Below are 25,421 nucleotides of genomic sequence, written 5' to 3'. Positions count from 1 at the left end.
TCAAGCTCCTCCTTTTTGTTTTTCAATCCCATTCCAGCGCTTCGCTTCAGGAAGCCGAATGCCGAATTGGTCCAACGTTCTGAATACAATATGGTCAACCATTTCCTCTAAGCTGCTCGGCTGATTATAAAATGCCGGCATCGGAGGAAGAATGATGGTGCCCATTTTCGTAAGCGCTAGCATATTTTCGAGATGAATCTGGTTCAAAGGCGTCTCTCTCGTTAAGAGGACGAGTTTTTTTCTCTCCTTGAGCATGACATCCGCCGCACGTGTCAGGAGATTATCCGCCATGCCGGTGCGAATGCTTGCGAGAGATTTCATGCTGCACGGCGCAACAATCATTCCATCGGTATCAAACGACCCGCTTGAAATGGCTGCCGCCTGATCCTTATGTGAGTAAGTGTATGTGGCCAGTTGTTCTACTTCTTGTAAGGTATAGCCTGTTTCATGTTTGATCGTGACGTTTGCCCAAGGAGACACAACGAGATGGGTTTCCACTCCGGCGGCCTTCAGCCACTGCAGCAGCCTGACCCCGAAAATGGCCCCTGTTGCCCCTGTCATTCCGACAACGAGTTTCACTTTGCCCCCTCCTTTACGCTTGAATTCTGCTTTCATTTCAATCATACTCCTGATATATCCATATGAAAAATATCTATTAAATCTATATTTAATACCTAAAAGGTATGATAAGGAGGCGCTTTCTTTTGGACATTCGCCAGCTTCGATACTTCATTACCATTGCCCAAGAACAGAAAATCACGTCCGCAGCCAAAAAGCTTCACATGGCGCAGCCGCCTTTAAGCAGGCAGCTCAAACAGCTGGAGGACGAACTTGGTGTTGTTCTGTTTGACCGGAACAAGAAAAAACAAATGACTCTTACATATGAAGGAGCTGTTTTTCTAAAAAGAGCAAAAGAGATTCTGCATAGGTTTGAAGATGCAGTCATTGAGGTACAGGAGCTGAAGGAGGAAGTAGCCGGCACACTTGCCGTGGGATCAACGATTTATTGCGCGGCTTTGATGCTTGAAAAAGTAACACAGATCAAAGAGAGATACCCCCATCTCACCTTTAATATTTGGGAAAATGAACCCGCGACACTGTTGGAACTGCTGGAAAGCCGGCAAATCGATGCGGCGGTCACGACAACACTGATCAAAAGTGACACGGTACAATTCAAACAGCTTGATGACATTCCATGTGTGCTCGTGCTTTCAGATGAAGCCGGATATCCGTGCGGAGACACCATTAAGATGGAGGACATTCCTTCATTTCCGCTGATCCTGCTGCGGCCTGTCAACGGAAAAGGCGTCTATAATCAGGTCATGAATGAATTTCATCGTTTGAATCTGGAGCCGCGCATTGTTTGTGAATGCCACGACTCTGCAACTTTGCTCAGCCTCGTGTCATCCGGATTCGGTGCGTCTATTTTGCCCGTCACAATGATTCCCGTTCATATGAGAAATCACGTTCACACCGTCCATATCGAAAATAATCCCTTCATTATGACACCGGCTGTCATGTGGAGAACGGACAGTTATTTGCCTAAACCGGCACAGCAATTTTTGGATTTATTTTAAAAGAATTTGCCTTATGAAAACCAATTACTTGACTCATACTAAAAAAAAGTTATCCTTTAGATTTGTAAGCTATTTTTTTATTTCAATAAAATCAACCAGAAAAGTGGGGAATAAGATGAAAAAAGCATTATTGGCTTTATTCATGGTCGTAAGTATTGCAGCTCTTGCAGCTTGCGGAGCAGGAAATGACAATCAGTCAAAAGATAATGCCAAAGATGGTGATCTTTGGGCTTCAATTAAGAAAAAAGGTGTGCTCACAGTCGGAACGGAAGGAACATATGAGCCGTTCACTTACCACGACAAAGACACTGATAAACTGACTGGCTATGATGTCGAAGTTATCACAGAAGTCGCAAAACGCCTCGGGCTTAAAGTCGACTTTAAGGAAACACAGTGGGACAGTATGTTTGCCGGCCTGAATTCCAAACGGTTTGACGTTGTTGCCAACCAAGTCGGAAAAACAGATCGTGAAGACAAATATGATTTCTCAGATAAATACACAACATCAAGAGCTGTTGTCGTAACGAAAAAAGACAACAACGATATTAAGTCTGAAAAAGACGTAAAAGGAAAAACGTCAGCTCAATCACTGACAAGCAACTACAACAAATTAGCTACAAATGCCGGCGCTAAAGTAGAAGGCGTTGAAGGTATGGCGCAGGCCCTTCAAATGATCCAGCAAGGCCGCGTCGATATGACATACAACGATAAGCTTGCCGTATTGAACTACTTAAAAACATCTGGCAATAAAAACGTGAAAATCGCGTTTGAAACAGGTGATCCTCAGTCAACATATTTCACGTTCCGTAAAGGAAGCGGCGAGGTTGTTGATCAAGTCAACAAAGCATTAAAAGAAATGAAAGAGGACGGGACTCTTTCTAAAATTTCTAAAAAATGGTTCGGCGAAGATGTTTCTAAATAATCTGCCGGCATTGACGCTTGGCACGGCGATCCCGTGGGATCTGGTGCAGCAGTCATTCTGGCCGATACTTTCAGGGGGAATCTACTATACGATTCCCCTTACGATTCTTTCCTTTATATTCGGAATGATCCTGGCGCTGATTACGGCGCTTGCCAGAATGTCGAAAGTGAGACCTTTGAGATGGGTGTTCAGCGTATACGTATCCGCAATACGCGGCACTCCTCTTCTCGTTCAATTGTTCATCATTTTCTATCTGTTCCCGGCCTTTAACGTCACATTAGATCCATTTCCAAGCGCAGTTATCGCCTTTTCTTTAAACGTCGGCGCCTATGCATCTGAAATCATTCGGGCATCTATTTTATCCGTGCCGAAAGGGCAATGGGAAGCCGGCTACACAATTGGCATGACACATCAAAAAACGCTGTTCCGCGTCATTTTGCCGCAGGCGTTTCGTGTGTCGATCCCGCCATTATCCAATACCTTTATCAGCCTGATTAAAGATACATCCCTCGCCTCTCAAATTCTGGTCGCTGAGCTGTTCAGAAAAGCCCAGGAAATCGGCGCGCGGAATCTTGATCAAATTTTAGTGATCTATATTGAAGCAGCCTTTATTTATTGGATTATCTGCTTCCTGCTCTCACTCGTCCAGCATGTCATCGAACGGCGTCTTGACCGCTACGTGGCCAAATAAGGAGGTTCCGAGTATGCTTACCGTTAAAGGATTAAACAAATCATTCGGTGAAAATGAAATTTTAAAAAAGATAGATATGAAGATTGAAAAAGGAAAAGTCATCGCCATACTTGGGCCTTCAGGTTCAGGGAAAACGACGCTGCTCCGCTGCCTGAACGCTCTGGAGATCCCGAATCGCGGAGAGCTTGCATTTGATGATTTCTCCATCGATTTCTCTAAAAAGGTGAAACAGGCGGATATCCTAAAGCTTCGCCGAAAATCCGGAATGGTGTTTCAGGCGTATCACCTGTTCCCGCACCGCACAGCCCTCGAAAACGTGATGGAGGGCCCTATTCAGGTGCAAAAACGGAACAAAGAGGAAGTCAGAAAAGAAGCGATTCAGCTTCTTGATAAAGTCGGATTGAAGGACAAAATGGATTTATATCCGTTCCAGCTTTCCGGCGGCCAGCAGCAGCGCGTCGGCATCGCCCGCGCACTGGCGATTCAGCCTGAGCTCATGCTGTTTGACGAACCGACCTCAGCGCTTGATCCCGAGCTTGTCGGAGAGGTGCTGAAGGTTATCAAGGACTTGGCCAATGAAGGCTGGACCATGGTCGTCGTGACCCACGAAATCAAGTTCGCGCAGGAAGTTGCGGATGAAGTCATCTTCATCGACGGCGGCGTTATCGTGGAGCAAGGACCGCCGGAGCAAATTTTCTCTGCACCAAAAGAAGAACGGACACAGCGGTTCTTGAACCGGATTTTGAACCCGCTGTAATAAGAAAACAGGGCGCCAGCGCCCTGTTTCAGATTATTGACAAAATCCTAAAACGATTTTCGTTTTAGGATTTTGTGATTTTCAGCGTGATTGAAAACCTTTGAAGTCTAGGAAGGGCGAGCATTGGAGCACAGCGAATGTTAAATTCGTGAGCACCGAAGCACAGGCCTGACAACGAATGCAAGGGTTTGCCAACACGCTGAAACAGGGCGCCCGCGGCGGCCCTGTTTTTTTGTTGAGCCCCTTTCGCCTATTCCGCCCTTCTGTCAGATGTGCTACAATGACAATCGACTGATTTTTACGAAAGAAGGGACCTCACGTGAAGCAAGAACTTGTTCTGCGCTGGACATTTTATTTTGCCGGTTTGATCATTTTGGCTTTTGGTGTATCCCTGACGATAGAAGGAAAAGCACTCGGCATTAGTCCGTGGGATGCATTTCATTACAGCCTGTTTCAGCACTTCGGGCTTACCGTCGGCCAGTGGTCCATCATTATTGGAGCGCTCATCGTCGGATTCACGTCATTGTTTACGAGAGCTTGGCCGAAAATTGGTGCCCTCCTGAATATGGTGCTCATTGGTGTATTTATAGATTTTTTCAATTTCATTCTGCCTGCCCCCTCGACCTACACAGGCTCGATCATCGTCTTCTCTCTAGGCGTGGTGCTGATCGGTTACGGCGTCGGTGTTTATGTATCAGCAGGCCTTGGCGCGGGGCCGCGTGATTCACTGATGATGCTGATTACAGAAAAAACCGGCTGGAATGTGCAATGGGTGCGGAACGGCATGGAAATAACCATTTTGTTTGCGGCATGGGGCATGGGCGGGCCGATCGGTTTTGGCACCATTTTGACCGCCATCCTCACCGGACTTATTTTGCGCTTTTCATTGCCCCAGTCAATCCAGTTGCTGAATTATGCTGTGGCAAGGCGGACCGCCGCTGTGAAAGCATCTCCGCCTGTACACTAAAACAAAGCCGCCTTGGCTTTGTTTTTTTATTTTCTCCTCTATATGAGTCTTGTGGAAGTATGATAGGATGGTTTTGACAATCTTTTGCAGACGGAGGATCTAGAATGAAGATTTACGGAATTTATATGGACCGCCCGCTTTCACAGGAAGAAAATGAACGGTTCATGTCTTTCATATCACCTGAAAAACGGGAGAAATGCCGGAGATTTTATCATAAAGAAGATGCTCACCGCACCCTGCTGGGAGATGTGCTCGTTCGCTCAGTCATAAGCAGGCAGTATCAGTTGGACAAATCCGATATCCGCTTTAGCACACAGGAATACGGGAAGCCGTGCATCCCTGATCTTCCCGACGCTCATTTCAACATTTCTCACTCCGGCCGCTGGGTCATTGGTGCGTTTGATTCACAGCCGATCGGCATAGATATCGAAAAAACGAAACCGATCAGCCTTGAGATCGCCAAGCGCTTCTTTTCAAAAACAGAGTACAGCGACCTTTTAGCAAAAGACAAGGACGAGCAGACAGACTATTTTTATCATCTATGGTCAATGAAAGAAAGCTTTATCAAACAGGAAGGCAAAGGCTTATCGCTTCCGCTTGATTCCTTTTCAGTGCGCCTGCACCAGGACGGACAAGTATCCATTGAGCTTCCGGACAGCCATTCCCCATGCTATATCAAAACGTATGAGGTCGATCCCGGCTACAAAATGGCTGTATGCGCCGCACACCCTGATTTCCCTGAGGATATCACAATGGTCTCGTACGAAGAGCTTCTATAAATGGCTCATCAACAGCTTGACACCGCGCTCAATATCTTCCGTTTTCACATTGGAAATATTGATTTTTAATAGATTTTCTTTCGGATAATCTGATAAATAATGACGGTCTATCGCCTCAAGGAGAACCCCTTGTTTTTTCAGTCTATGAATCACTCTTGAGGCGGGCAGATCCTGAGGAAGCACCAGATGGGTGTGCATACAGGGTGCCTGCCCGCTGGAGAACGTAAAGCGTCCGCTTCCCAGCTGCCTGTGAGTTCGAATGGCTTGATGTAGCCTCAGCGACCGCTCTTTATAAGAATCTCTGATTTTCTCCTTATGCCTGCCATACATACCGCTTTTCAGGTAAATCTCCAATGCCGCTTGAGAAATCATCGAACAGTCGATGTCGTTCAGTTTTTTGTACGCATAGAACGTGTCAGTCAGCGCTTCGGGCAAAACAGCCGCCCCCACGCGGAGGCCGGGGAACATCATTTTCGAGAAGCTTTTCAAATAGATGACATGTGAGGACAGATCATATGCGTACAGCGGATCTGCCTTTTTATTTTCCTCCAGATCACCGAGGTAATCATCCTCAACGAGATAGACATCATACGCTTCTGCCAGTCTCACAAGCTCCTGTTTATCACGCTCTGACAATGAGCACCCAAGCGGGTTATGGAAGCGCGGCATCGTATAAAAAAATTTAATCGATTCTGTTTGAAATAACCGCTCAACCTTGGCTATATCAAGCCCTTCTTCTGTTCGTTTCACCCCGATGGCGGGAATCCCAAGTGTCTCAAGCTGTTCGACCATCAAATGGTAGCCCGGCTGTTCAATGGCGATCTTCTCTTTCCCATTTGGGAACGGCATGGCACAAAGCAAGGATAACGCCTGCTGGACACCTGATGTAATGAAAATATGCCGTTCATCCGCAAATACCTGTTGAGTGGCCAAGAGCTTTTGGAGTACGCGGATGAGTGATGGAAGCCCCTTTGGCGTCCCATAAATAAACAAATCGTTTTTGTATGTATCAATCGCTTTGTTGATGCAGTGCTGAAAATCAAGATACGGAAACACATCTGGGTCCGGCGCAGATGTGGCAAAGTCGATGGGGCCAGGCTGCCCGCTTCTTGATTTCCCTGTCTTTTTCACAATATAATAGCCGCTTTTCGGAACAGAATAGATAAGGTGGCGCTTTTCCAGCTCCTGCAGCGCGCGGATCACTGTGCTTTTGCTGACTTGGTAGCGGGCGGACAGCTGACGGATAGATGGAAGCCTGTCTCCTTCTTGATAGGCGGTGCTTTGCATCATCTCCTCTATCCTCGTTACTAGACTCATATATTTCTCCATGCCTTCTCCCCCTGTTTTGTACCGGTACAGTTCATTGTTTTTCTCATTGTACCGTTCTGACCGCGGCCATACAATAAAGGGAGCGACCGGCGCTGCAATTCAGGTAAAGGAGCCCTTCCCATTATGGTTAAACATCAGCAAGCCCCCGCTTATATAGCGGCTATTTTATATTCGTTCATTATCGGTTTATCCTTTCTATTCGTAAAAATCGCACTGCAAACAGCAGAGCCGTTTGATATTTTGGCGCATCGGTTCACCATTGCGTTTGCTGCGGCCACTGTACCGATCTTATTCGGCTGGGTAAAGCTATCAATCCGCGTAAAGGACGTCATTGCCATTTTGCCGCTCGCCCTGCTGTATCCCGCGTTATTTTTCAGCTTTCAGGCATTCGGCCTTGTGTACTCGTCCTCCTCTGAAGCGGGAATTATTCAAGCAGCCATTCCGATTTTCACGATGGTCTTTGCCGCTTATGTTTTAAAGGAACGCCCAACGTGGACGCAAAAGGGATTCACAGTTTTATCCGTTGCCGGCGTCATGTTTATTTTTGTGATGAAAGGCGTTGACGTGGAATCAGCCAGCTTAAAAGGGTCTTTGCTGATCCTTTTGTCCGCTTTGTCTTCAGCGATGTACAATACTGCTGCCAGAAAAATGACGCAGCGGTTCAAGCTGACCGAGCTCACCTACATCATGTCAGCCATCGGCTTTGTCGTCTTCAACGCCATCGCCCTTGTGCGTCACGGAGCGGCGGGAACAGTCGGCACTTATTTTCTGCCGTTCCGGGAGCCCGGCTTCGTTCTCGCCATTGTGTATTTGGGCGTGCTGTCTTCACTTGTCACTTCATTTCTGTCTAACTATACGCTGTCGCGAATTGAGGCGTTTAAAATGAGCGCTTTTAATCATGTATCTACCATTGTGACGATGATTGCAGGAGTTGTGATTCTCAACGAAAGCCTGGCCTGGTATCATCTTGCCGGGGCTGTTTGTATTATGATTGGCGTGGTGGGGAGCAATATCAATCTGGAGAAAAAAACAAAGCGCCCTGGTATGCCTGCGAAAAAATGAGAAATTATGCTAGACTGAAAGGAAAAACATGGTTAGAGGTGTAGGTTTACCGTATGATTCAATATGCTAGTGAAAGTATCAATCTTCCAGGAGAAATCGCTTTTAAGGATGTAAGAGAAATCTTTTTTTATCAAATCGCAAAAATATCATGCTTTTACTTTCTGTTGTTTTGCGCCATATTTGCTGCAGTTAACTTCATTAATGGATGGCCCCGTATCGTTTATGGCAGTGACGCGCTTAACTTGTTGATGAACAGTATGTTGATTATCGTGATGTCAGTTCTGTTTACACTGCTGCTCCTCCTTCTTCTATATGTGAAGTTTTCCAAAGCATACAAGAAGAACGAACGGATGAAATCTAAAAGAACATATACTCTGAACCAAGAAGGAATTCGTATATGTTCTAAAAAATATGACCTCATTTTCAATTGGGATGAAATCACAGCTGTTTTCGAATATAAAAATATCTTCAGGGTCAATACATCAAGTGGCCAATATATTGCGATCCCAAAACGTTTTTTTCATTCCAAAGAGGAAATGAACAGATTCAAGGAGATTATCCTTAAAAATACCGGAACAAAAAAACTCAAATTTAAAAAGGATCAGCATTGACAGTGCTGATCCTTTTATATTGAATGGTGAGTTTCTTTTGCCTTCTGTTTATCTAAAAACGGCACCAGCTCTATTACAGCCGATAAACCCACAAACACGATGCACACAGCGACAATCAGCAAATAATCATGAGTCATGTCAAAAAACAAACCGCCCGCATACACGCTGAGAGCTCCGGCAACCTGATGGATAAAGAAATTGATGCCTAACAGCGATCCGATCAATCCTGTTTGATAGCTTTCCGAAATTGACTCCGCGGTCAGCGGGATCACGCCTGTGTAACTGAGCCCGAATAACAGGATAAACCCGAAGTACCAAAGGTCGCTGTGATGAATTCCGAGAATGGGAATGAGCAGGCAAATCAGGCTGAGCAGCCGAATGAAAAATAAGATGGATAGCATGACGCTTCTGCTGCCGAGGAGATCTGACAGCCAGCCCGCCAATAATCCGCCAATGATGATAAATGCCCCGAACGCGGCCATCATTCCGTTGACATGAGAGACATGCGCATCCTTCAGTATCGGGACGAGGTGAGCATCAATAATTCCCATTGTAAATCCGCAAGTAAACACGCCGAAGTACAGGATATGAATGAGGCGGGATTGCTTCATCACGTTCCAAAACCCCCGCCAATCATAAGATTTTTTCACAGACTCCGCTTGCGCATGCGGCGGGTGCTTCATCCCAAAGACGAGGAGCGGCAGCAGAACAGCCGCCATGACGATTCCCAAAATCGTATAGGTGCTCTGCCAGCCGGCATGATACGGAGCCGCAGCCCAAATGGGCGAGAGAAGCAGCAGGCCCGCAGAGTTGGCATTGGTCAAAATAGCAAGCGCCAGTCCTTTATGTGTGTCAAACCAACGGCTGATGAAATACTGGGTCGTCACGCCGACCGCGCAGGAATAGCCGATTCCGCCAAGCACACCTTAAATGGCGGAAAACACATGAACATTCGGTGAATAAGGAAGCACCAAAAAGCTTGCGCTGATGCAGACAGCTCCAAGCGCCATAATTTTTCTGACACTGAAACGGTCAATAAAAAAACCGACAAAAAACTGGACGATGCCGGTTGTGATCATAAAAATGCTGACAGAAACCGAAATCAGCGACCTGTCGGCATGGAAGGCATCTGCCATTGGCAGCATAAAAAATTGAAAGGAATTTCTGAATGAGTTCATTCCGATGGCGAAAACAAACGTAAACAGCAATACAAACCATTTCATCCTGGGAGACGTGCGCATGTTTCGACCTGCCTTTATTTGAGTATTTCGACTATTGTACCATGCAAAAATTGGCATTCAACACAAAAAAAGCGGAACAGCCGAAGCTGTCCGCTTTTGATCACGGTTGAATGATCGGATGCTGATTCAAGATCGCAAAAATCCGTTCTGCGACTTCTTCCGTTTGTGACAGCAGGAACATGTGCCCGCCGTCAAATTGATGGAATGTGATGTCTTTTGCCCACTTCTTCCACCCTTCCGCATCTCGTATGCACTTTTTATCATCAAGCCCGTTAAAGACATGAACAGGCGACTGGATCTGGGCCAGATCGTAAAGCTCAAATTGTTCAAGAGCCCGGTAATCTGATCGGAAAGAAGGCAGGAAAAAGGACATGACCTCCTTATTTTCAACAAGCTCTGCGGGCATTCCGCCTAATTGGATAATATGATCGAGAAACTGATCATCAGGCAGTTGGGACACTTTCTTCCGCTGAATATGAGGCGGCTGGATTGCAGAAATGATAACCGCCTGCGGAAAGATGCCTTCACGCTCAAGCTTTTGCGCCAGCCTGAAGGTGATCATTCCGCCCATACTGTGTCCGAACAGCACAAACGGCCGATCAGGGCGAAGGTTCAGTTCTTGCTTGTACAAATCCGTCAGCTCTTCGAGATCCTCAATAGCTGACGTTTGATTCGTGCCGTGTCCCGGCGGCTCGGCAGCGAGCATCTCGCACTCCCCCTGCAAAAAAGCATGGAGAGGGCGAAACGACGCCGAGTAGCCGCCGGCAAACGGAAAACAGATGAGCTGCGTTTTTTCCGACGCATCAAATGATTTGAAGAGTTGGCTCATTGGCTGTCTCCTCCTTTCATCACTTCATTTATGAAACCGTTACGGTTTGTGTATTAAGAAATTCGAGCAAAATCCCGGCATTCCTATCTAGCGTTTCGCCCTGCAGCATTTCTGCGTGTGTTCCGAAGCCTCTTTTCACACGGTAAGCACCTGTTGTAGCTTCTTCCCATGATGCAAGCCATTCCGGCATGTCAAAATCAGCGCCGGAAGTCAACAGATCAATATCTGCTTTCACCTGGCCTGTGCTGATCAGGTTGACGTAGTATGAGTAAAAGGCATGTGTTTTTTGCTTGAGGCCTTGTTTGACGGCTTCGCTGTTGAGCGCTTCATTGTCCCGATTGACATTCATCAACGCTTCGACATCACTTTCAACCGTGCGTCCGTCCAGATCACTGACACCTTGTTTTTTATAGGAATCGACCATGATGATCCGCTGAACAATACGGCCTTGTTCCTCAAGCTTTTTCGCAGCTTCAAACGCCAGGCTGCATCCCGCTGAATATCCAAACAATGTTAAGGGCCCTTCCGGCTGCAGCTTCTGGATCAAATCCGCATAGCGGTCAAGCCGGTCTTCCTCCTCAATAAAATCAAAGGCGTACAGCTTGTATGACGGCAAGCGGCTGGACAGATTTTGGTACATAAGGCCATAGCCCAAGACCGGCGGGAATGCGAAAATGATCTGCTCCTGATCCTGATTCATTATCGTTACATCCTGCAAGCCATCAGGACCCCCGTTTTTCAAATACGCTGAAATGCCGGCGATCGTCGGCGCTTCAAACAAAAGCTTTACTGGAAGATCAATCCCGAGCTCTTTCTTGATGCGGGACGCGGCGGTCATGGCCTTCAAGGAATGCCCTCCGAGCGCAAAGAAATCGTCATGAATGCCAATTTGCTTTCTGCCGAGAACCTCAGACCATATTTGTGCGATTGTTTCTTCCATCTCGTTCCGCGGTCCAATCCATTCTTCCGCCAGCTGATCCTGATCAGGTTTTGGGAGCAGCCGTTTATTGACTTTCCCGTTCGTCGTTAAAGGAAGCTCATCCAAGAAGGTAAAGGTTTGCGGCACCATGTAAGCAGGAAGCTGTTTTTTCAGGTGCGCCTTCACGTCTTCAGCTGAAAGCTGCGTTCGGTTCACAAGGTAGGCATTGATTGATGCATCGCCAGACTCAGGGCGGTCCGCCACAACGACCGCATCTTTCACACCTGGGTATTCCTGCAGCTGCTTTTCGATTTCTTCAAGCTCAATCCGGTGTCCGCGTATTTTGACCTGGTCGTCAATACGGCCGGCGTATTCAATCGTTCCATCCGGCAGCCAGCGCGCTAAATCCCCTGTACGGTAAAGCGTTTCTCCCGGCTTGAACGGGTTCTCGATAAACTTTTCCTTCGTGAGGTCAGCACGATTTACATACCCTTTTGACACGCCCATTCCGCTGATGCACAGTTCACCGATCGCCCCGAATGGCTGGAGCTGGCTTTGCTCGTTCAGAATATAAACACTGGCATTGCTGATCGGCTTTCCAATCGGCAATGAGGAGATGGAATCCGGCAGATCATGCACGACGTGAGCTGTCGCAAACACTGTTCCCTCAGTCGGCCCGTAGCAGTTAATCAGCTTGCCCGGCCCCATGACCCGCAGCGCTTTTCTGACGTGAGGCACAGACGCGCGCTCTCCGCCGAATAACACGCAGCGAAGCCCCTTCATCCAATCCTCTCCCGCATCTGTGAGAAGATTAAATAGTGCGGTTGTCGCAAACATGACATTGACATTCTCTTGCAGGATCAGATCTGTGAGCCGTTCTGTATCAAGCAGCGTATGTTCATCTGCGATAATGAGCCGTGCCGCATTCAGCATAGAAGCATAGAAATCAAAAGTAAATGCGTCAAAGGCGTAATTCGAAACAGACAAGAATGTATCTTTCTCAGAGAATGCCATGTAGTCTACATGCTTGACCAATCCTTGAATATTGGCATGAGTGGTGATATTGCCCTTTGGCTTTCCGGTTGTGCCGGACGTGTACATGATATATGCCGGATCATTAGGATCAATCGCGGTTGCAGGATCGCTTGCCTGTTCTTCAAACCGTGTTTGATCATCAATGAAGAGCGTTGTGCCTGTATACGGCAGCTCAGCCGCTTGTTCTTTCATCTCCTGATGCGTCAGAAGACAGGCTGCCGCACTGTCAGCCAGCATATACGAGATTCGGTCCTCTGGCAGCTTCGGATCAACCGGCAGATAGGCTGCTCCCGCCTTTAATACACCGAGAATGCCGATCACCAGTTCAAGTGAGCGCTTCGTGTACAGCGCTACAACAGAGCCTTTGCCTGCACCGTGTTTTTGCAGCCGGCGTGCAAGGCGGTTCGCTTCCTCATCTAATTCGCGATAAGACAGGGTCTGGCCGAAATACGTAAGCGCCGGTGCATCCGGATTGACGTTCACTGCTTCCTTGAACCAATCCGTCAGAGGCTTTGTTTCATGAGCTTGAGCCGGCGGGTTTAAGCCGGTTAGCAAAAATTCTCTCTCCCTGTCGTCAACGATGTTGATCGTGCTGACAGGCTGATCCGGATTCTGGATGAGCTGCTGAATTGCTGTGAGAAGCTGAGATTTCAAGCGCAGGATAAACGCCTCATCAAACACATTCTCATTATAGGCAAGCTTAATCAGCATCTCATCTCCAGGGGAAGCCATCAGGTTGAGATCATAATTCGACTTCTCAAAAACATGAACATCCACCATATCAAAGCCGTTTTCACTGCTTTCTTCATTTTTCGCATCCTGAAGCGGATAGTTCTCAAAAACAATGATGTGGTCAATCAGTTTCGGCTGATCGGCCTGGCTTTGGATGTCATAAAGCGGCACATATTGGTGCGGCTCAGACTGCAGCGATTGCTCCTGCAGCTGCTTGAGCAAGTCGTTAAATGTGATACCCTCAGACAGCTTCACACGTCTCGGGACAACGTTGATAAACAGCCCGACCATATGTTCAACGCCTTTGATTTCCGCGGGACGCCCTGAAACAACTGTACCGAAGGCCAAATCGCCAGACTGCTGATAGCGGCTGATCAATACGCTCCAGACTGCCTGCAGCGCCGTACTTAAAGTGGTATGCTGCGATTTTGCAAGCTCGGTAAAGGCCTTTGTTTCCGCCTCCGGCAGTGAAAAGAGCAGCTCTTTCGGCTCATAGCCGTCCTTTTGTTTCTTTCTTTGCTCCGCAAACGTCGTTTGTCCTTCAAAGTCCTCCAAGTACTCGCGCCAGTAGCGGAGCGATGCTTGTTTATCCTGCTTTTCAAGCCACTTGATGTAGTCTTTATACGGTTTGACGGGCGGCAGGCTGTACGGCTTTTGTTCGCGCAGAGCATTGTATACCTTAAATAGATCCTGTACGACGATGCCGAAGCACCATCCGTCCAAAATAATGTGGTGGTAGCTCCACACCCATTCAAAGCTTTCTTCAGCTTTCTTGAAAATGGCTGCCCGCATCGGAATATCCCGCGTCAAATCAAAACCCCTGATCTTATCCTGTTCTTTGTACTCATTGATTTTGGCTGTTTGCTCGCTGCCCGTTAAGTGTGTCAGATCGATTTCTTCTATATGGAACTGCCGTTTTTTCAATACGACTTGGACAGGTCTTTTTACTTTTTCGTGAATGAACACGGTACGAAATACATCGTACCGGTCCATGATCACATTCATGCTTTCTTCAAGACATTTGATATTCAAGCTGCCTTTTACTTTCATCGTGATTTGTTCAAGGTAAAAGCTTTGGCCGGGATTCAGGATGGCATGAAAAAGCATCCCTTCCTGCATCGGCGATAGGTAATACATATCTTGAACCTGATCCTTGCTAAATTGACTCATATGTTTCGCTCCCGCCTTCTGTAATTCCCTTGCGTTTTATTTTAAATTCTCCTCAAGCATGTCAAAGATATCTCCCATCTCGTCCATTTCAAGGTCTTCAGCGCTAAAGTCGCTTGGTGTGAATTCCTTGTCTTCTTTTTCCGTGCAATGGCGGATTAACATCAGGAGGTTTTCTTTAAACCGTTCCATTCGCTCTTCAATCGTGGCTCTTTCAAACTCCTTTTCATTGTAGGAGCAGGAAAGCACAAACCGGCCATTTCTGATCATGCCGCTGAAGCTTAAAGCGTACAGCGCCTCTGATTCTCCGCTTACTTGGCGCCCCATATCGAAAGCGGACGGTTCAAAGAAATCGGTTTTGACTTCACTGTCGAATTGGCCCAAATAGTTGAAGCTGATCTCCGGTGTGAAGCCCTTTGTTTCCGCTGTTTCTGTGAAATAACGAAGAATGCCGTAGCCAACACCTTTGTCCGGAATGCGGCGCAGGTTTTCTTTGACTGTTTTGATCACAGCCGAGGCATCTGCGTCAGATATGTCGAGCACAACAGGGTATTGTGCCGTAAACCAGCCGACCGTTCTGGAGATATTCACATTCGGGATAATGTCCTCCCGGCCGTGTCCCTCAAGGTTAATGCCAATTTTGGCCCCCTTTGTCCATTCTTTCATTGTCAAACCGAGCGCGCTGAGAAGAATATCGTTGATTTCAGTTCCATATGGCTGATGAACATCTGTTAAAAGATGCTTCGTGTCTTCTTCCGTTAATTCACATAGGACGGATGATGTATCCTTGACGATCCGCTGCTCTGTTTTACAATCCTTCGGTAAAGGAGAAACCTGTTCAGCGGCAATTTGCGACCAGTATTCAGCCTGCTGTAAAAGATGCGCTGATTGGCTGAATGCCGCCAGTTCTTCCGCCCAGTCCTTGAAGGAGTTTGTTTTTTGCGGGAAGACAAGGCTCTCTTCATTCTCAGCCTGCATGTAGCCTGAAGCAAAATCTTCAAGCAAAATCCGCCATGACACACCGTCGACCACGAGATGGTGTACAGCAATGAGCAGGTGATCCCCAGCTTCTGTGCGATATTGCTCCGCCTTTAGAAGCGGCCCGTTTTGCAGATCGAGACTGCTCTGCAGCTTGTTCGCGAGAATTTTAATCTGGCTTCTCAGCATCTCTTCATCGGAGCCGTACAGATCCACGATTTCAAAGCTGACTTTGCTTTCGCTGATTGGTTTATATGCTTGCAGGATCTCTCCGTTCTCCTCACGGTAAACCATACGAAGCGCGTCATGATGCTCGATCAGCGCCTGCAATGTTTTCTCCACCCGTTCAGGATCAAAGCCCTTTTTGGCGTGAAGCATCACCGATTGGTTCCAGTGGTGCTTGTTCGTGAAGTTCTTTTCAAAGAACCAGCGCTGGATCGGCGTCAGGATGACTTCGCCCTCCACCGGGCCTTGGTCTGCCTGTTTGCCTTCGGCACGCTCTACGTACTGGGTGAGCTCTTCGATCGTCGGATGCTGGAAGAGATCTTTCATTTCCAGCTTCCAGCCGTGCTGATTCAAGCGGCTCGCCATTTGAATTCCTTTGATGGAATCTCCGCCAAGCGAGAAGAAATTGTCGGTGACACCGACTTCAGACATTCCAAGCACGTCCTGCCAGATGCCGGCAAGCAGCTCTTCCATGTCGGTCGTCGGCGCTTTGTATTCTCCGCTTCCCGCTTCGATGTCCGGCTCAGGCAAGGCTTTGCGGTCCACTTTGCCGTTTGCCGTAACCGGAAGCTCGTTCAGCGTCACCCAGAACGCCGGGATCATGTAATCCGGCAGGGTTTCCTTTAGTGCTGATTTCAGTGCTTCTATGTCAGCTGTTTCCGGTGTGACATACGCCGCGATCGCTGTGTTGCCGCCTTTATCTTTGACAGCCGTCACTGCCGCATCCTGCACCTCAGAAAGCTGGGCGAGCTGGACTTCAATTTCTGAGAGCTCGATCCGGTAGCCGCGAACCTTGACCTGCTGGTCGATCCGGCCGATGTATTCGATGCCGCCGCCCGTCCATTTCACCAAATCGCCGGTGCGGTACATGCGCTCACCCGGCACAAACGGATCAGCGACAAACCGCTTCGCGGTTTCGTCTTCTCGATTCAGATAGCCTCGTGCCAGTCCGCGCCCCGCCACGCAAAGCTCTCCGGCTACGCCTTCCGGCTGCACCTGATTGCCCTCGCCGAGGATGTATACTCTCGTATTGGCGATCGCCCGTCCGATGGAAAGCGAGCCTTCCTCCGGATGGATTTCTGCGCTTGTGGCAACGACCGTGTTTTCTGTCGGTCCGTAGTTGTTGACGAGTGTGTACGGCTTTTTCACTGCGCGCTTCAGCTTGTCTCCTCCGGTCAAGAGGACGCGAAGTGATGTGTTCTCAAGCTCCATGAACTGTTCCGCAAGCTGTGTCGGCAGGAACGTGATCGTTACGCCGTTCGTTTCGAAGTAATTGTTCAGGCGGACGATATCGAGGCGGATCGCTTCATCAATGACGTGAAGTTCAGCACCGATCGTCCAGGTCGGGAACATCTCCCAAATGGAAGCGTCGAACCCAAAGCCTGCGTACTTCGCACTGCGGTCCTCCGCTGTCATGCTGAACGCGTCGTGGTGCCAGAAGCACAGGTTCACAAGCGCATGGTGCTCGACCATGACACCCTTCGGCTGTCCGGTCGTTCCAGACGTGTAAATCATGTACGCCAAGTTCTCCGCAGTTACAGCCGTCTCTGGATTTCCCTCGTCGTTTTCATCAAGCGGCAGGCTTAGAATCGTGCGGCTTCCGTCGAGAAGAATGACATCTCCCGTAAAGCTGTCCGGCACTGAAATGCCTTCCTGTTTCAAGAGAAGCTTCGCGCCGCTGTCCTGTAAAATATACTCAATCCGCTGATCCGGGTAGTCAGGATCAATCGGCACAAACGCCGCTCCGGCTTTCAAGACGCCGAGCACCGCGGCGGACATTTCAAGCGACGGCTTCGTGAGAATGCCGACGCGGTCATCCGGGCTGATGCCGCAGTCCATCAGAATCCGCGCGAGACGGTTTGCCTTCGCATTCAGCTCGCCGTACGTCCAAGACTGGCCGTTGTATGTGACAGCCGGACAGTCTTTGTGGCACTGGACAGTCTCTTCGAATAGCTGATGAACCGTTTTGTCTGTCGGCACAGGCAGCGCTTTGCCCTTCCATGCCTCAAGAAGTGCTTGCTTTTCTGTCTCTGTGACAAGTGACAGGCTGGAAAGCGGCTGGTTCGGGTTATCCGCAACAGCCTTTAGTAGCCGCAGAACGTATTCGCTCCATTTTTCAACTGTTTCTTTCGCGAACAGATCTGTCGCATATTCGAGCTGCAAGCCAATGCCATTTTCATCAGTAAATCCGCCCAGTGTCAGATCAAACTTAGAAGTTCCCTGATGAGCCTCATAAGGTGAAATGCTCAGATTTTGCAATGTAAGCTGTTCTTTATCAGGGTTTTCTGTCGTCACCATCACATTAAACAATGGGTTTCGGCTCATATCCCGAGGGAGATCAAGCTGATTAACCAGATCTTCAAACGGATACTCCTGATGCTCAAGCGCTGACAGGTTCGTCTGCTTTGCTTGCTCCAAAAGCTCCGCAAATGTTTGCTGTTCTTTCGCTTCCATTCTCAGGGCAAGTGTATTGACGAACATTCCCGGCATGTCCTGAACATCAGCATTCGTCCGGCCGGCAGTAACGGAGCCGATGACGATATCCCGCTGTCCGGAAATTTTGCTTAAAAAGACGTGGAAAACAGCATGGAGCACCATGTGCAAGGTCGTTCCGGTTTCCGCAAGCAGTTTTTCTACCGCCTTTGCCGTCTCACTTCCCGTACGGAAACGGATCGTATCTCCTTTAAAGCTTTGCACAGGCGGACGGGCATAATCGAGCGGGAGATCAAGCTCTGGCAGCTCGCCAGAAAGAACCGACATCCAATACGCCTCATGCTCCTTCATCCGTTCTTTTTGCTCAGCTTCATTTTGCCAAACGGCGAAATCTTTATAATGAAGCGCCGGCTCCGGAAGCTGTTCTCCTTTGTAAAGCAGCGCCAATTCTTTTACAAAAATGCCTCTTGAGACGCCGTCTGCGATGATGTGATGCATATCTAAAAGCAGCAAATGTTTTTTCGCTTCTATTCGAAGCAAAGCTGCGCGAATGAGCGGTGCGTCGTTTAAGTCGAATGGCCGGATAAATTCCTTAATCTTTTGGTCCGCTTCGTCTTCTTTGGCTTCAAACACATGAAGATCAACCTCCGCCTTCTCAATGATGCGCTGAACAGGCTCACCATTGGCTTCCATAAATGACGTCCGCAATGATTCGTGACGATTCACAAGCTGATTGAGTGAGTCGCGCAGGCGCGAAATATCAAGCTCTCCTTCCATTAGAAGAACAGATGGCATGTTGTAGCTTATCGTCTGGCGGTCAAGCTGATTGAGCACGTACATCCGTTTCTGGGCGGATGACAATGGATACATAGCCTGCTTGTCAGCCGGTTTGAGGACTTGATGGCCGCCTGAAACGGCAGACGCCTCCATATAAGCCGCCAGCTGGCGAACAGTCGGCTGCTCGAACAGTGCTTTAAGCGGTACGCTTTTCTCCAATTCCGCCTGAATGTTGGCAATCAGCATCATCCCTTTTAATGAATGGCCGCCTAAATCGAAAAAATTGTCATCAATGCCGATGGCTTCTATGCCAAGTGTTTTCTGCCAAATGCGGCATAAACTTTCTTCAAGCGCTGTCTCCGGTGCGGCCAAGGCCTTGCCTCCGGATTGTGCCGCGTTAGGCTTCGGCAGAGCGTTTCTGTCGGTTTTTCCGTTTGCCGTCAGCGGAATCGCGTCAACCTGCACAAAGAAAGCAGGGATCATATGAGACGGCAGTGTTAGGGAAAGCTGGTACCGGAGCTCTGCTTTTTCAATATCTTGATCCGACGTATAATACGCGCAAAGCTCTTGAAGACCGCCCTCGGAAACCGCTAGTACAACCGCTTCTTGAATTCCGCTGAGGCTGAGCATGACCGTTTCAATTTCTTTCGGCTCAATGCGGTAGCCTCGGATTTTCACCTGATCATCAGCCCGGCCGATAAATGCAAGCGTACCGTCAGAAAGTCTTCGTACGACATCTCCGGTTTTGTACATGAGGCTTCCCGGCGAATATGGATTTTCTACAAATCTCTCGGCTGTCAGCTGAGGCCTGTTGAGATACCCTCTCGCAAGCCCCTGTCCCGTGATATAGAGCTGTCCGCTCGCTCCCGGCGGCACAAGCTTCAATGCTTCATTTAAGACAAGCGCGCCGGCATTCGCAATCGGGCGTCCGATTGTCGGGCGTTTCGCAAATGCATCCGGCTCAGACAGATCAACCCGCCCGGCAATGGCGCCGATCGTTGCTTCTGTCGGGCCGTAGTGATTGATAAATTCGGTATGTCCATACATCTTACGGAAGGCGAGAACATCAGTCGGGATGATTTTTTCTCCTCCCAAGACGATCAAGCGCAAGGATTCAAAGTTCGCATCTTTTGCAAAACTGGCGGTGTTCACTATTGTATGGAACAGAGACGGTGTCAGCTTGATATATGTGATCCCATGCTCCTTGATATAGTGCGCTATTTCATCCGGCGCCGTATAGGTTTCCTTCTGGACGATATGGAGCTCGCCCCCGCCCAGAAGTACAGGGAACATGCTCGTATAGCCAAGGTCAAATGCGTAAGATGAAAGCAATACAGTCTTATCATTTTCCGTCAGGCTCGCCTCTTCACTAAACCAAGAGACATAGTTTGTCAGATTACGATGCTCAATCTGCACGCCCTTTGGCTTTCCGGTCGTACCGGACGTATAAATGACGTATGCAAGATTGCGAGACCCGGAAATGGATGATGGGCGCTCCTTGCTTTCATTTCTCCATTTACCGTCATCAAGGCTGACGATTGTCCCTTCATATTGCCCAATAGCCGTCATGTTTCTTTCATTCACGACCGCAATTTTTGCTCCGCTGTCCTCTAATGAATAACGGATTCGTTCTTCAGGTGTATCAGGATCAATCGGAAGGAAAGCTGCCCCCGCCTTCATGACACCGAGAATCGATACCATGACTTCAGCTGACCGGTCCATAACAATCGCGACGATGTCTTCATTTCCGGCCCCTTGGGCACGAAGATGATGCGCCAGCTGGTTCGCCTGTTCATCAAGCTCGCGATAGGTCAGCAGATTTCCGCCAGCCTTCACCGCAGGATGGTCAGGTGTTTGCTGGGCCTGTTTTTCAAAAAGAGCGGCAAAGGTTGCTTCGGTAATTTGAGTCATATGTCTTTCTTCTAGCAAAGCAGCCGTTTCTGCAGATGAAAGCAGATCTACATCAGACAGCCGAACGTTCGGATTAGCCGCGGCCGTTTTGATGATATTGACAAAGTGGCGGCTCCAGCGGCGGATCGTCTCGTCCTTAAACAAGGCAGTCGCATAGTCAAAGCTTAGGCCGATATCCTCTTCACGCTCGACCGCCTCCAAGGAAAGATCAAATTTCGCAACATGATGAAGCATGGAATACGAGGAAATCTTCAAATCTCCTAATCTTAATGAAGGAATCTCCATATTCTGCATGTTGAACATCACGCTGAACAGCGGACTTCTGCTTGTATCCCTTGTAAGCGGAAGCTTTTCAATCAACTCCTCAAGCGGATAGCTCTGGTGCTCGAATGCTTGAAGGCTGGCTGTTTTGACCTCTTCAAGAAATTGCGCGAAGGTTTTATCTCCCGCTGGTGCCGTTCTGAGTGCCACCGTGTTGACAAACATACCCGGCACACCTTGCAGATCAGGATGTGTTCTGCCAGCTGTCGGCGAGCCAACAATGATATCATCCTGTGACGCGTACTTGGAAAGGAGTACATTGAACGCCGCCAGCAAAAACATGTACATTGTCGTATCTGTTTCTGCCATGAGCGATTTGATTTGAGCCGTGATTTGCTTATCAAGCCCAAACATCACGCGCTCTCCCGCAAAGCTCCGTTCAGCTGGCCGCTCGAAATCCGCGGGAAGATCCAGTATTGGCAGTTCGCCTTTAAAGACATCGAGCCAGTATTCCTCATCTTTTTGATAATTAGTTTGTTCTTTGTGCCAAACTGCGTAATCTTTATAGTGAATTTGTGGCAGTTCCAGATCTGCGCCTTGATATATTTTGGCAAGATCACCGATTAGAATGCCTGTTGAACTTCCGTCAGTAATAATATGATGCATATCAATGAGCAGCAGGTGGCGTTTTTCTTCCAGCTGGACAAGCTTCGAACGGACGAGCGGCGCGCGGTTTAATTCAAACGGCTGAACAAATGCTTTGATTATCTCTTCCGCGTCTTCTTCCCGTCCCTTGGCAGCCTCCAGCTGGAACGATATGTTTTTATGAACGGTTTGCACAACCTCTCCGTCGATCATGTCAAACGATGTACGGAGGATTTCGTGCCGGTTGATTAATTGCTGAATCGCGTTTTCAAGCCGGTCTTTATCTACTTCTCCCTCCAGCAGAAGTACAGCGGGGACGTTGTAGCTTGTGTTTGCTTGTCCAAGCTGATTGAGGATATACATTCTCCGCTGGGCCGGGGATACAGGATAATGCTGCTGATAAGATGCTTGCCTGATCGGTTCAAACGTCTGCTCCTCCTTGCTTTCGTTCTCTTCCAAATACAGTGCCAGTTCTTGAATAGTCGGCTTTTCAAAAAGCACTTTTATCGGAACTTCCTTATGAAAATGCTCTTGAATTTTCGCCGTCATCATCATCGCTTTCAAAGAATGGCCGCCGATCATAAAGAAGTTATCGGTAACGCCTGCTCTGACGCCGAGTATTCCTTCCCAGATCTCCGCTAATTTCTTTTCACTCTCTGTTTCTGGTGCTGCGTATTCCGGCTGCACGGCTTCTGATTGCGGTGCAGGCAGTTCTTTTTTGTTGATTTTCCCGTTTGGCGTGAGCGGCAGACTGTCCATTTGAATCAGGTGGGCAGGGACCATATAGTCAGGCAAAGACTGAGACAGTGTTTTTCTCAGCTCGCTCACAGCCACTTCACGGTCCGCCGTAAAGTACGCGCAAATTTCATTTTCATCCGCTTTGTTCTTGCGGATGATCACCGCAGCCTCTGTCACATGCTCAGCCATGTTCAGTTTTGTTTCAATTTCGCCAAGCTCAATTCGGAAGCCGCGCACCTTCACTTGATTGTCGATTCTTCCTAAAAATTCGATATTGCCGTCCGGCAGCCATCTTGCCAAGTCACCAGTGCGATAAATTCTCTCACCCGGTCTGAATGGATCTTCGAGAAATTGCTTCTCTGTCAGCTCAGGGAGATTGACATACCCACGCGCTACACCGATTCCGCCTACGCAAAGCTCACCAGGCGCGCCGATTGGCTGCAGGCATTGCTGCTCATCCAGGATGTAGGCAGTGGAATTACCGATCGGCTTCCCGATTGGGATAGAGCCGCCATACTCGCGGTCGATCAGAAAACTGGTTGAAAATGTCGTGTTTTCTGTCGGGCCGTATCCGTTCCACAATGAAAGCGACGGCGATGCCTGTTTTACTTTGCTGACAATATGCGGGACAAGGGCATCTCCGCCGATGATTAAATGGCGCAGTGTGCCGAACATACCCGCATCCTTTGCAGCAAGCTGGTTGAATAAAGGTGATGTCAGCCACATCGTCGAGATTCTTTGCTCACGCAGAAATGCAGCAAATTGTTTCGCATCAAGCAGCGTCTCTTTTTTGACCGGATAAAGCGCTGCGCCATTCAGCAGTGCGCCGAATACCTCAAACGTTCCGGCATCAAAGCTGACTGCCCCCGTTTGCGCCATGCGGTCCTCTTCAGTAACAGGAACGTACCCGGCATTTTTGACGAGGCGCAGAATGCTTTTATGTTCGATCATGACGCCTTTCGGTTTGCCCGTTGAACCGGATGTGTACATGATGTACGCCAAATCAGACGGGGCGGATGGCAGGTTGAGATTGTCAGCCGCTTCACGCTCTTCAAAACCTATGTCCAGTGTAAGAATCGGCACTTGCAGCTGATGCGCCTGCCCTGTATAAGAATTTCCGATCAAAACCATTCGAACGGAGCTGTCCTCTGCCATGAAACGAAGACGATCCCCAGGAAGCGCTGGATCAAGCGGCACATATACGGCACCTGCTTTTAAAACAGCCAGCATGCCGACAACGGTTTCTACTGAGCGGTCGTTCATAATCGCTGCTGTTTCCCCTTTTTGAAGCCCTTGTTCGACAAGCTTTCTCGCCAGACGGTTGGCCGCTGCATTCAGCTCGCGGTACGTCAGCTCGGTTCCTTCATATACGACGGCAGTGCTCGCCGGCGTCCGTTTTGCTTGCTCTTCAAACACCTGATGAATAGCCATTCCTTCAGGGAGTTCGGCTTTCGTGCTGTTAAACACCTCGACAATTTGCCGCTGCTCTTCGTCTCCAACAAGCCCGTACTTACGCACAAAAGCGGCCGGCTGGTCGACAGCTGCTTCCATCATGCGGGTAAGGTGCTCCGCTGTCCGTTCGATAAAAGCGGAATCAAAGGCGGCTCCGTTATATTTAATTTTGACGGTCCACGTTTTGCCCGGATACACAATCAGGTTGAAATCGAAGCTCGTTTGTTCAAATGCTCTTTTTACCTTAATCGAAAACCCGAGGCGGTCTTCCATGCTGCCGTTTTCAAGCTCTTGATCAAGCGGATAATTTTCAAACGCGACCAGATGGTTTAAGAGATTGCCATCAAGAGCTGAGCGTTTTTGAATCTCATAGAGCGGCACGTAATCGTAACGCTCTGCCTCTACTGCATGCTGCTGAACAGCTGTGAAAATATCAGCGAATGCAGCATCTCCTTCAACTTTCACCCGCACTGGAATGGTGTTGATAAACAGCCCCGCCATCGTTTCGATTCCGTTGATTTCAGACGGTCGTCCCGAGACGACCGTTCCGAAGACCACATCATCCGTAAAGTTGTATTTGCTGAGAACAATGCCCCAAACGGCCTGAAATAGGTTAGGCCCTGTCACTTGATGGAGATTTGCGGTTTGCTGAATACGGGCAACCAGTGTTTCGTCCCATGTAAATGAATATTCTTTATTGACGTATTCGTCTTTTTTCACAGGCAGGCGGCCCGGGAGCACGCTTGGCTGTTCAAAACCCGCCAAGCGCTCGCTCCAGTAGCTCTCCGCTTCTTCATTGTCCTGTTTTCCAAGCCACTTGATGTAATCGGAGTAAGGCTTGCCTTGACCGTTTGCAGGTGTCCTTCCTGCTCTGAGCGCTTCATAGTTTTGGAACAGGCTTTTCATGAGGACGCCCATGCTCCAGCCGTCCATCATAATATGATGATTGCTCCAGACAAGATACAGCTGATCTGCATCAAGGCGGAAAACCGCTACCTTGAACAATATGTCTTTTGCCAGGTTAAAGCCTTGGCGCTGAACGTCTTGTTTGTAACGCTCAATGTGCTCCTTCTGGCGGTTCTCGTCTGCATGACTGATATCCTCATAATGCACCTTTGTTTTGCGTTCCGCTAACACGACCTGACGCGGTTTTTGCAGCTGCTGATGCACAAATACCGTACGGAGAATATCGTATGACCGAATCAGTTCATTGACGCTTTTCTCAAAGATTTCAAGATCAAAAGCGCCGTGAATCCCAAGCTCTAATTGTGTGAAGTACGAGGAAGAATGCGGATCAAGCATCGCATGATACAGCATTCCCTCCTGCATTGGTGTCAGTGCGTACACCTTTTGAATCGATTTTTTGCTCATATGCCACCTCTA

Annotated in this window: 13 protein-coding genes and 3 pseudogenes; 8 read left to right on the top strand and 8 right to left on the bottom strand. The window is 48.5% G+C overall.

The genetic code is table 11. The annotated features are described in order from the left end of the window. Positions 1–615 carry a non-oxidative hydroxyarylic acid decarboxylases subunit B gene (locus tag KXZ66_RS02020; protein ID WP_014478815.1) on the bottom strand — a complete coding sequence of 205 codons (615 nt, stop codon included), beginning with the start codon at positions 613–615 and terminating at the stop codon, positions 1–3. Positions 616–704: 89 nt separating this feature from the next. Here KXZ66_RS02020 and bsdA point away from each other — a divergent pair, with 89 nt between their 5' ends. The 6 genes from bsdA to KXZ66_RS01990 all read left to right on the top strand — a co-directional run bounded on the left by bsdA (position 705) and on the right by KXZ66_RS01990 (position 5,693). Then, complete coding sequence (bsdA, locus tag KXZ66_RS02015; protein WP_003234533.1) at positions 705–1,577, top strand: transcriptional regulator BsdA; 873 nt, start codon at positions 705–707, stop codon at positions 1,575–1,577. Positions 1,578–1,692: 115 nt separating this feature from the next. Continuing rightward, positions 1,693–2,499: a cystine ABC transporter substrate-binding lipoprotein TcyA gene (gene tcyA, locus KXZ66_RS02010; RefSeq protein WP_032726543.1), complete on the top strand. Its 807-nt coding sequence runs from the start codon at positions 1,693–1,695 to the stop codon at positions 2,497–2,499. Beyond that, the gene (gene tcyB / locus KXZ66_RS02005; RefSeq protein WP_003234541.1) at positions 2,486–3,190 is read left to right on the top strand and encodes a cystine ABC transporter permease TcyB; all 705 of its coding nucleotides are present in this window, start codon (positions 2,486–2,488) and stop codon (positions 3,188–3,190) included. The genes tcyA and tcyB overlap by 14 nt, the downstream gene beginning before the upstream one ends. Positions 3,191–3,203: 13 nt before the next feature. Beyond that, positions 3,204–3,947: a cystine ABC transporter ATP-binding protein TcyC gene (tcyC, locus tag KXZ66_RS02000; protein WP_003234543.1), complete on the top strand. Its 744-nt coding sequence runs from the start codon at positions 3,204–3,206 to the stop codon at positions 3,945–3,947. A 319-nt stretch (positions 3,948–4,266) separates the two neighbouring features. Then, on the top strand, positions 4,267–4,914 hold the full coding sequence (locus KXZ66_RS01995; RefSeq protein WP_014475783.1) for a YczE/YyaS/YitT family protein: 648 nt from the start codon (positions 4,267–4,269) through the stop codon (positions 4,912–4,914). A gap of 104 nt (positions 4,915–5,018) precedes the next feature. Then, positions 5,019–5,693, top strand: coding sequence for a 4'-phosphopantetheinyl transferase (locus tag KXZ66_RS01990; RefSeq protein WP_032726545.1), 675 nt, complete (start codon positions 5,019–5,021; stop codon positions 5,691–5,693). Here KXZ66_RS01990 and KXZ66_RS01985 read toward each other — a convergent pair. Continuing rightward, positions 5,688–7,022 carry an aminotransferase-like domain-containing protein gene (locus KXZ66_RS01985; RefSeq protein WP_125121459.1) on the bottom strand — a complete coding sequence of 445 codons (1,335 nt, stop codon included), beginning with the start codon at positions 7,020–7,022 and terminating at the stop codon, positions 5,688–5,690. The genes KXZ66_RS01990 and KXZ66_RS01985 overlap by 6 nt on opposite strands. Before the next feature lie 123 nt (positions 7,023–7,145). On the opposite strand from KXZ66_RS01985, the gene KXZ66_RS01980 reads away from it, so the two are divergent. Together KXZ66_RS01980 and KXZ66_RS01975 are read left to right on the top strand one after the other, a co-directional pair. Next, complete coding sequence (locus KXZ66_RS01980) at positions 7,146–8,084, top strand: DMT family transporter (RefSeq protein ID WP_041336873.1); 939 nt, start codon at positions 7,146–7,148, stop codon at positions 8,082–8,084. A gap of 53 nt (positions 8,085–8,137) precedes the next feature. Next, the gene (locus KXZ66_RS01975; protein WP_165634613.1) at positions 8,138–8,695 is read left to right on the top strand and encodes a YcxB family protein; all 558 of its coding nucleotides are present in this window, start codon (positions 8,138–8,140) and stop codon (positions 8,693–8,695) included. 14 nt (positions 8,696–8,709) lie between these two features. Here KXZ66_RS01975 and KXZ66_RS01970 read toward each other — a convergent pair. The 6 genes and pseudogenes from KXZ66_RS01970 to srfAB (KXZ66_RS22475) all read right to left on the bottom strand — a co-directional run. Further along, positions 8,710–9,936, bottom strand: a pseudogene (locus KXZ66_RS01970) (MFS transporter). Between the two features lie 100 nt (positions 9,937–10,036). Next, a complete protein-coding gene (gene srfAD, locus KXZ66_RS01965; RefSeq protein WP_015252839.1) occupies positions 10,037–10,765 on the bottom strand; it encodes a surfactin biosynthesis thioesterase SrfAD in 729 nt (242 codons plus the stop codon). A gap of 28 nt (positions 10,766–10,793) precedes the next feature. Then, a complete protein-coding gene (gene srfAC / locus KXZ66_RS01960; protein WP_165634612.1) occupies positions 10,794–14,621 on the bottom strand; it encodes a surfactin non-ribosomal peptide synthetase SrfAC in 3,828 nt (1,275 codons plus the stop codon). A 36-nt stretch (positions 14,622–14,657) separates the two neighbouring features. Further along, positions 14,658–22,187 (bottom strand): annotated as a pseudogene (gene srfAB / locus KXZ66_RS22485) (surfactin non-ribosomal peptide synthetase SrfAB); the annotation flags it as partial. Then, positions 22,133–22,273 (bottom strand): competence protein ComS, encoded by a 141-nt coding sequence (comS, locus tag KXZ66_RS22480; RefSeq protein ID WP_010886404.1) that lies wholly within the window; start codon positions 22,271–22,273, stop codon positions 22,133–22,135. The gene comS and the pseudogene srfAB (KXZ66_RS22485), both read right to left, overlap by 55 nt. A 43-nt stretch (positions 22,274–22,316) precedes the next feature. Next, positions 22,317–25,409, bottom strand: a pseudogene (gene srfAB / locus KXZ66_RS22475) (surfactin non-ribosomal peptide synthetase SrfAB); the annotation flags it as partial. Positions 25,410–25,421 lie beyond the last annotated feature (12 nt).

Origin of the sequence: Bacillus sp. LJBS17 (genome assembly GCF_019334685.1) — a bacterium.
GTDB classification, from domain to species: Bacteria; Bacillota; Bacilli; order Bacillales; family Bacillaceae; genus Bacillus; species Bacillus subtilis.
Note: the sequence above shows the minus strand (reverse complement) of the source record. Positions and strands in the feature narration are given on the sequence as shown.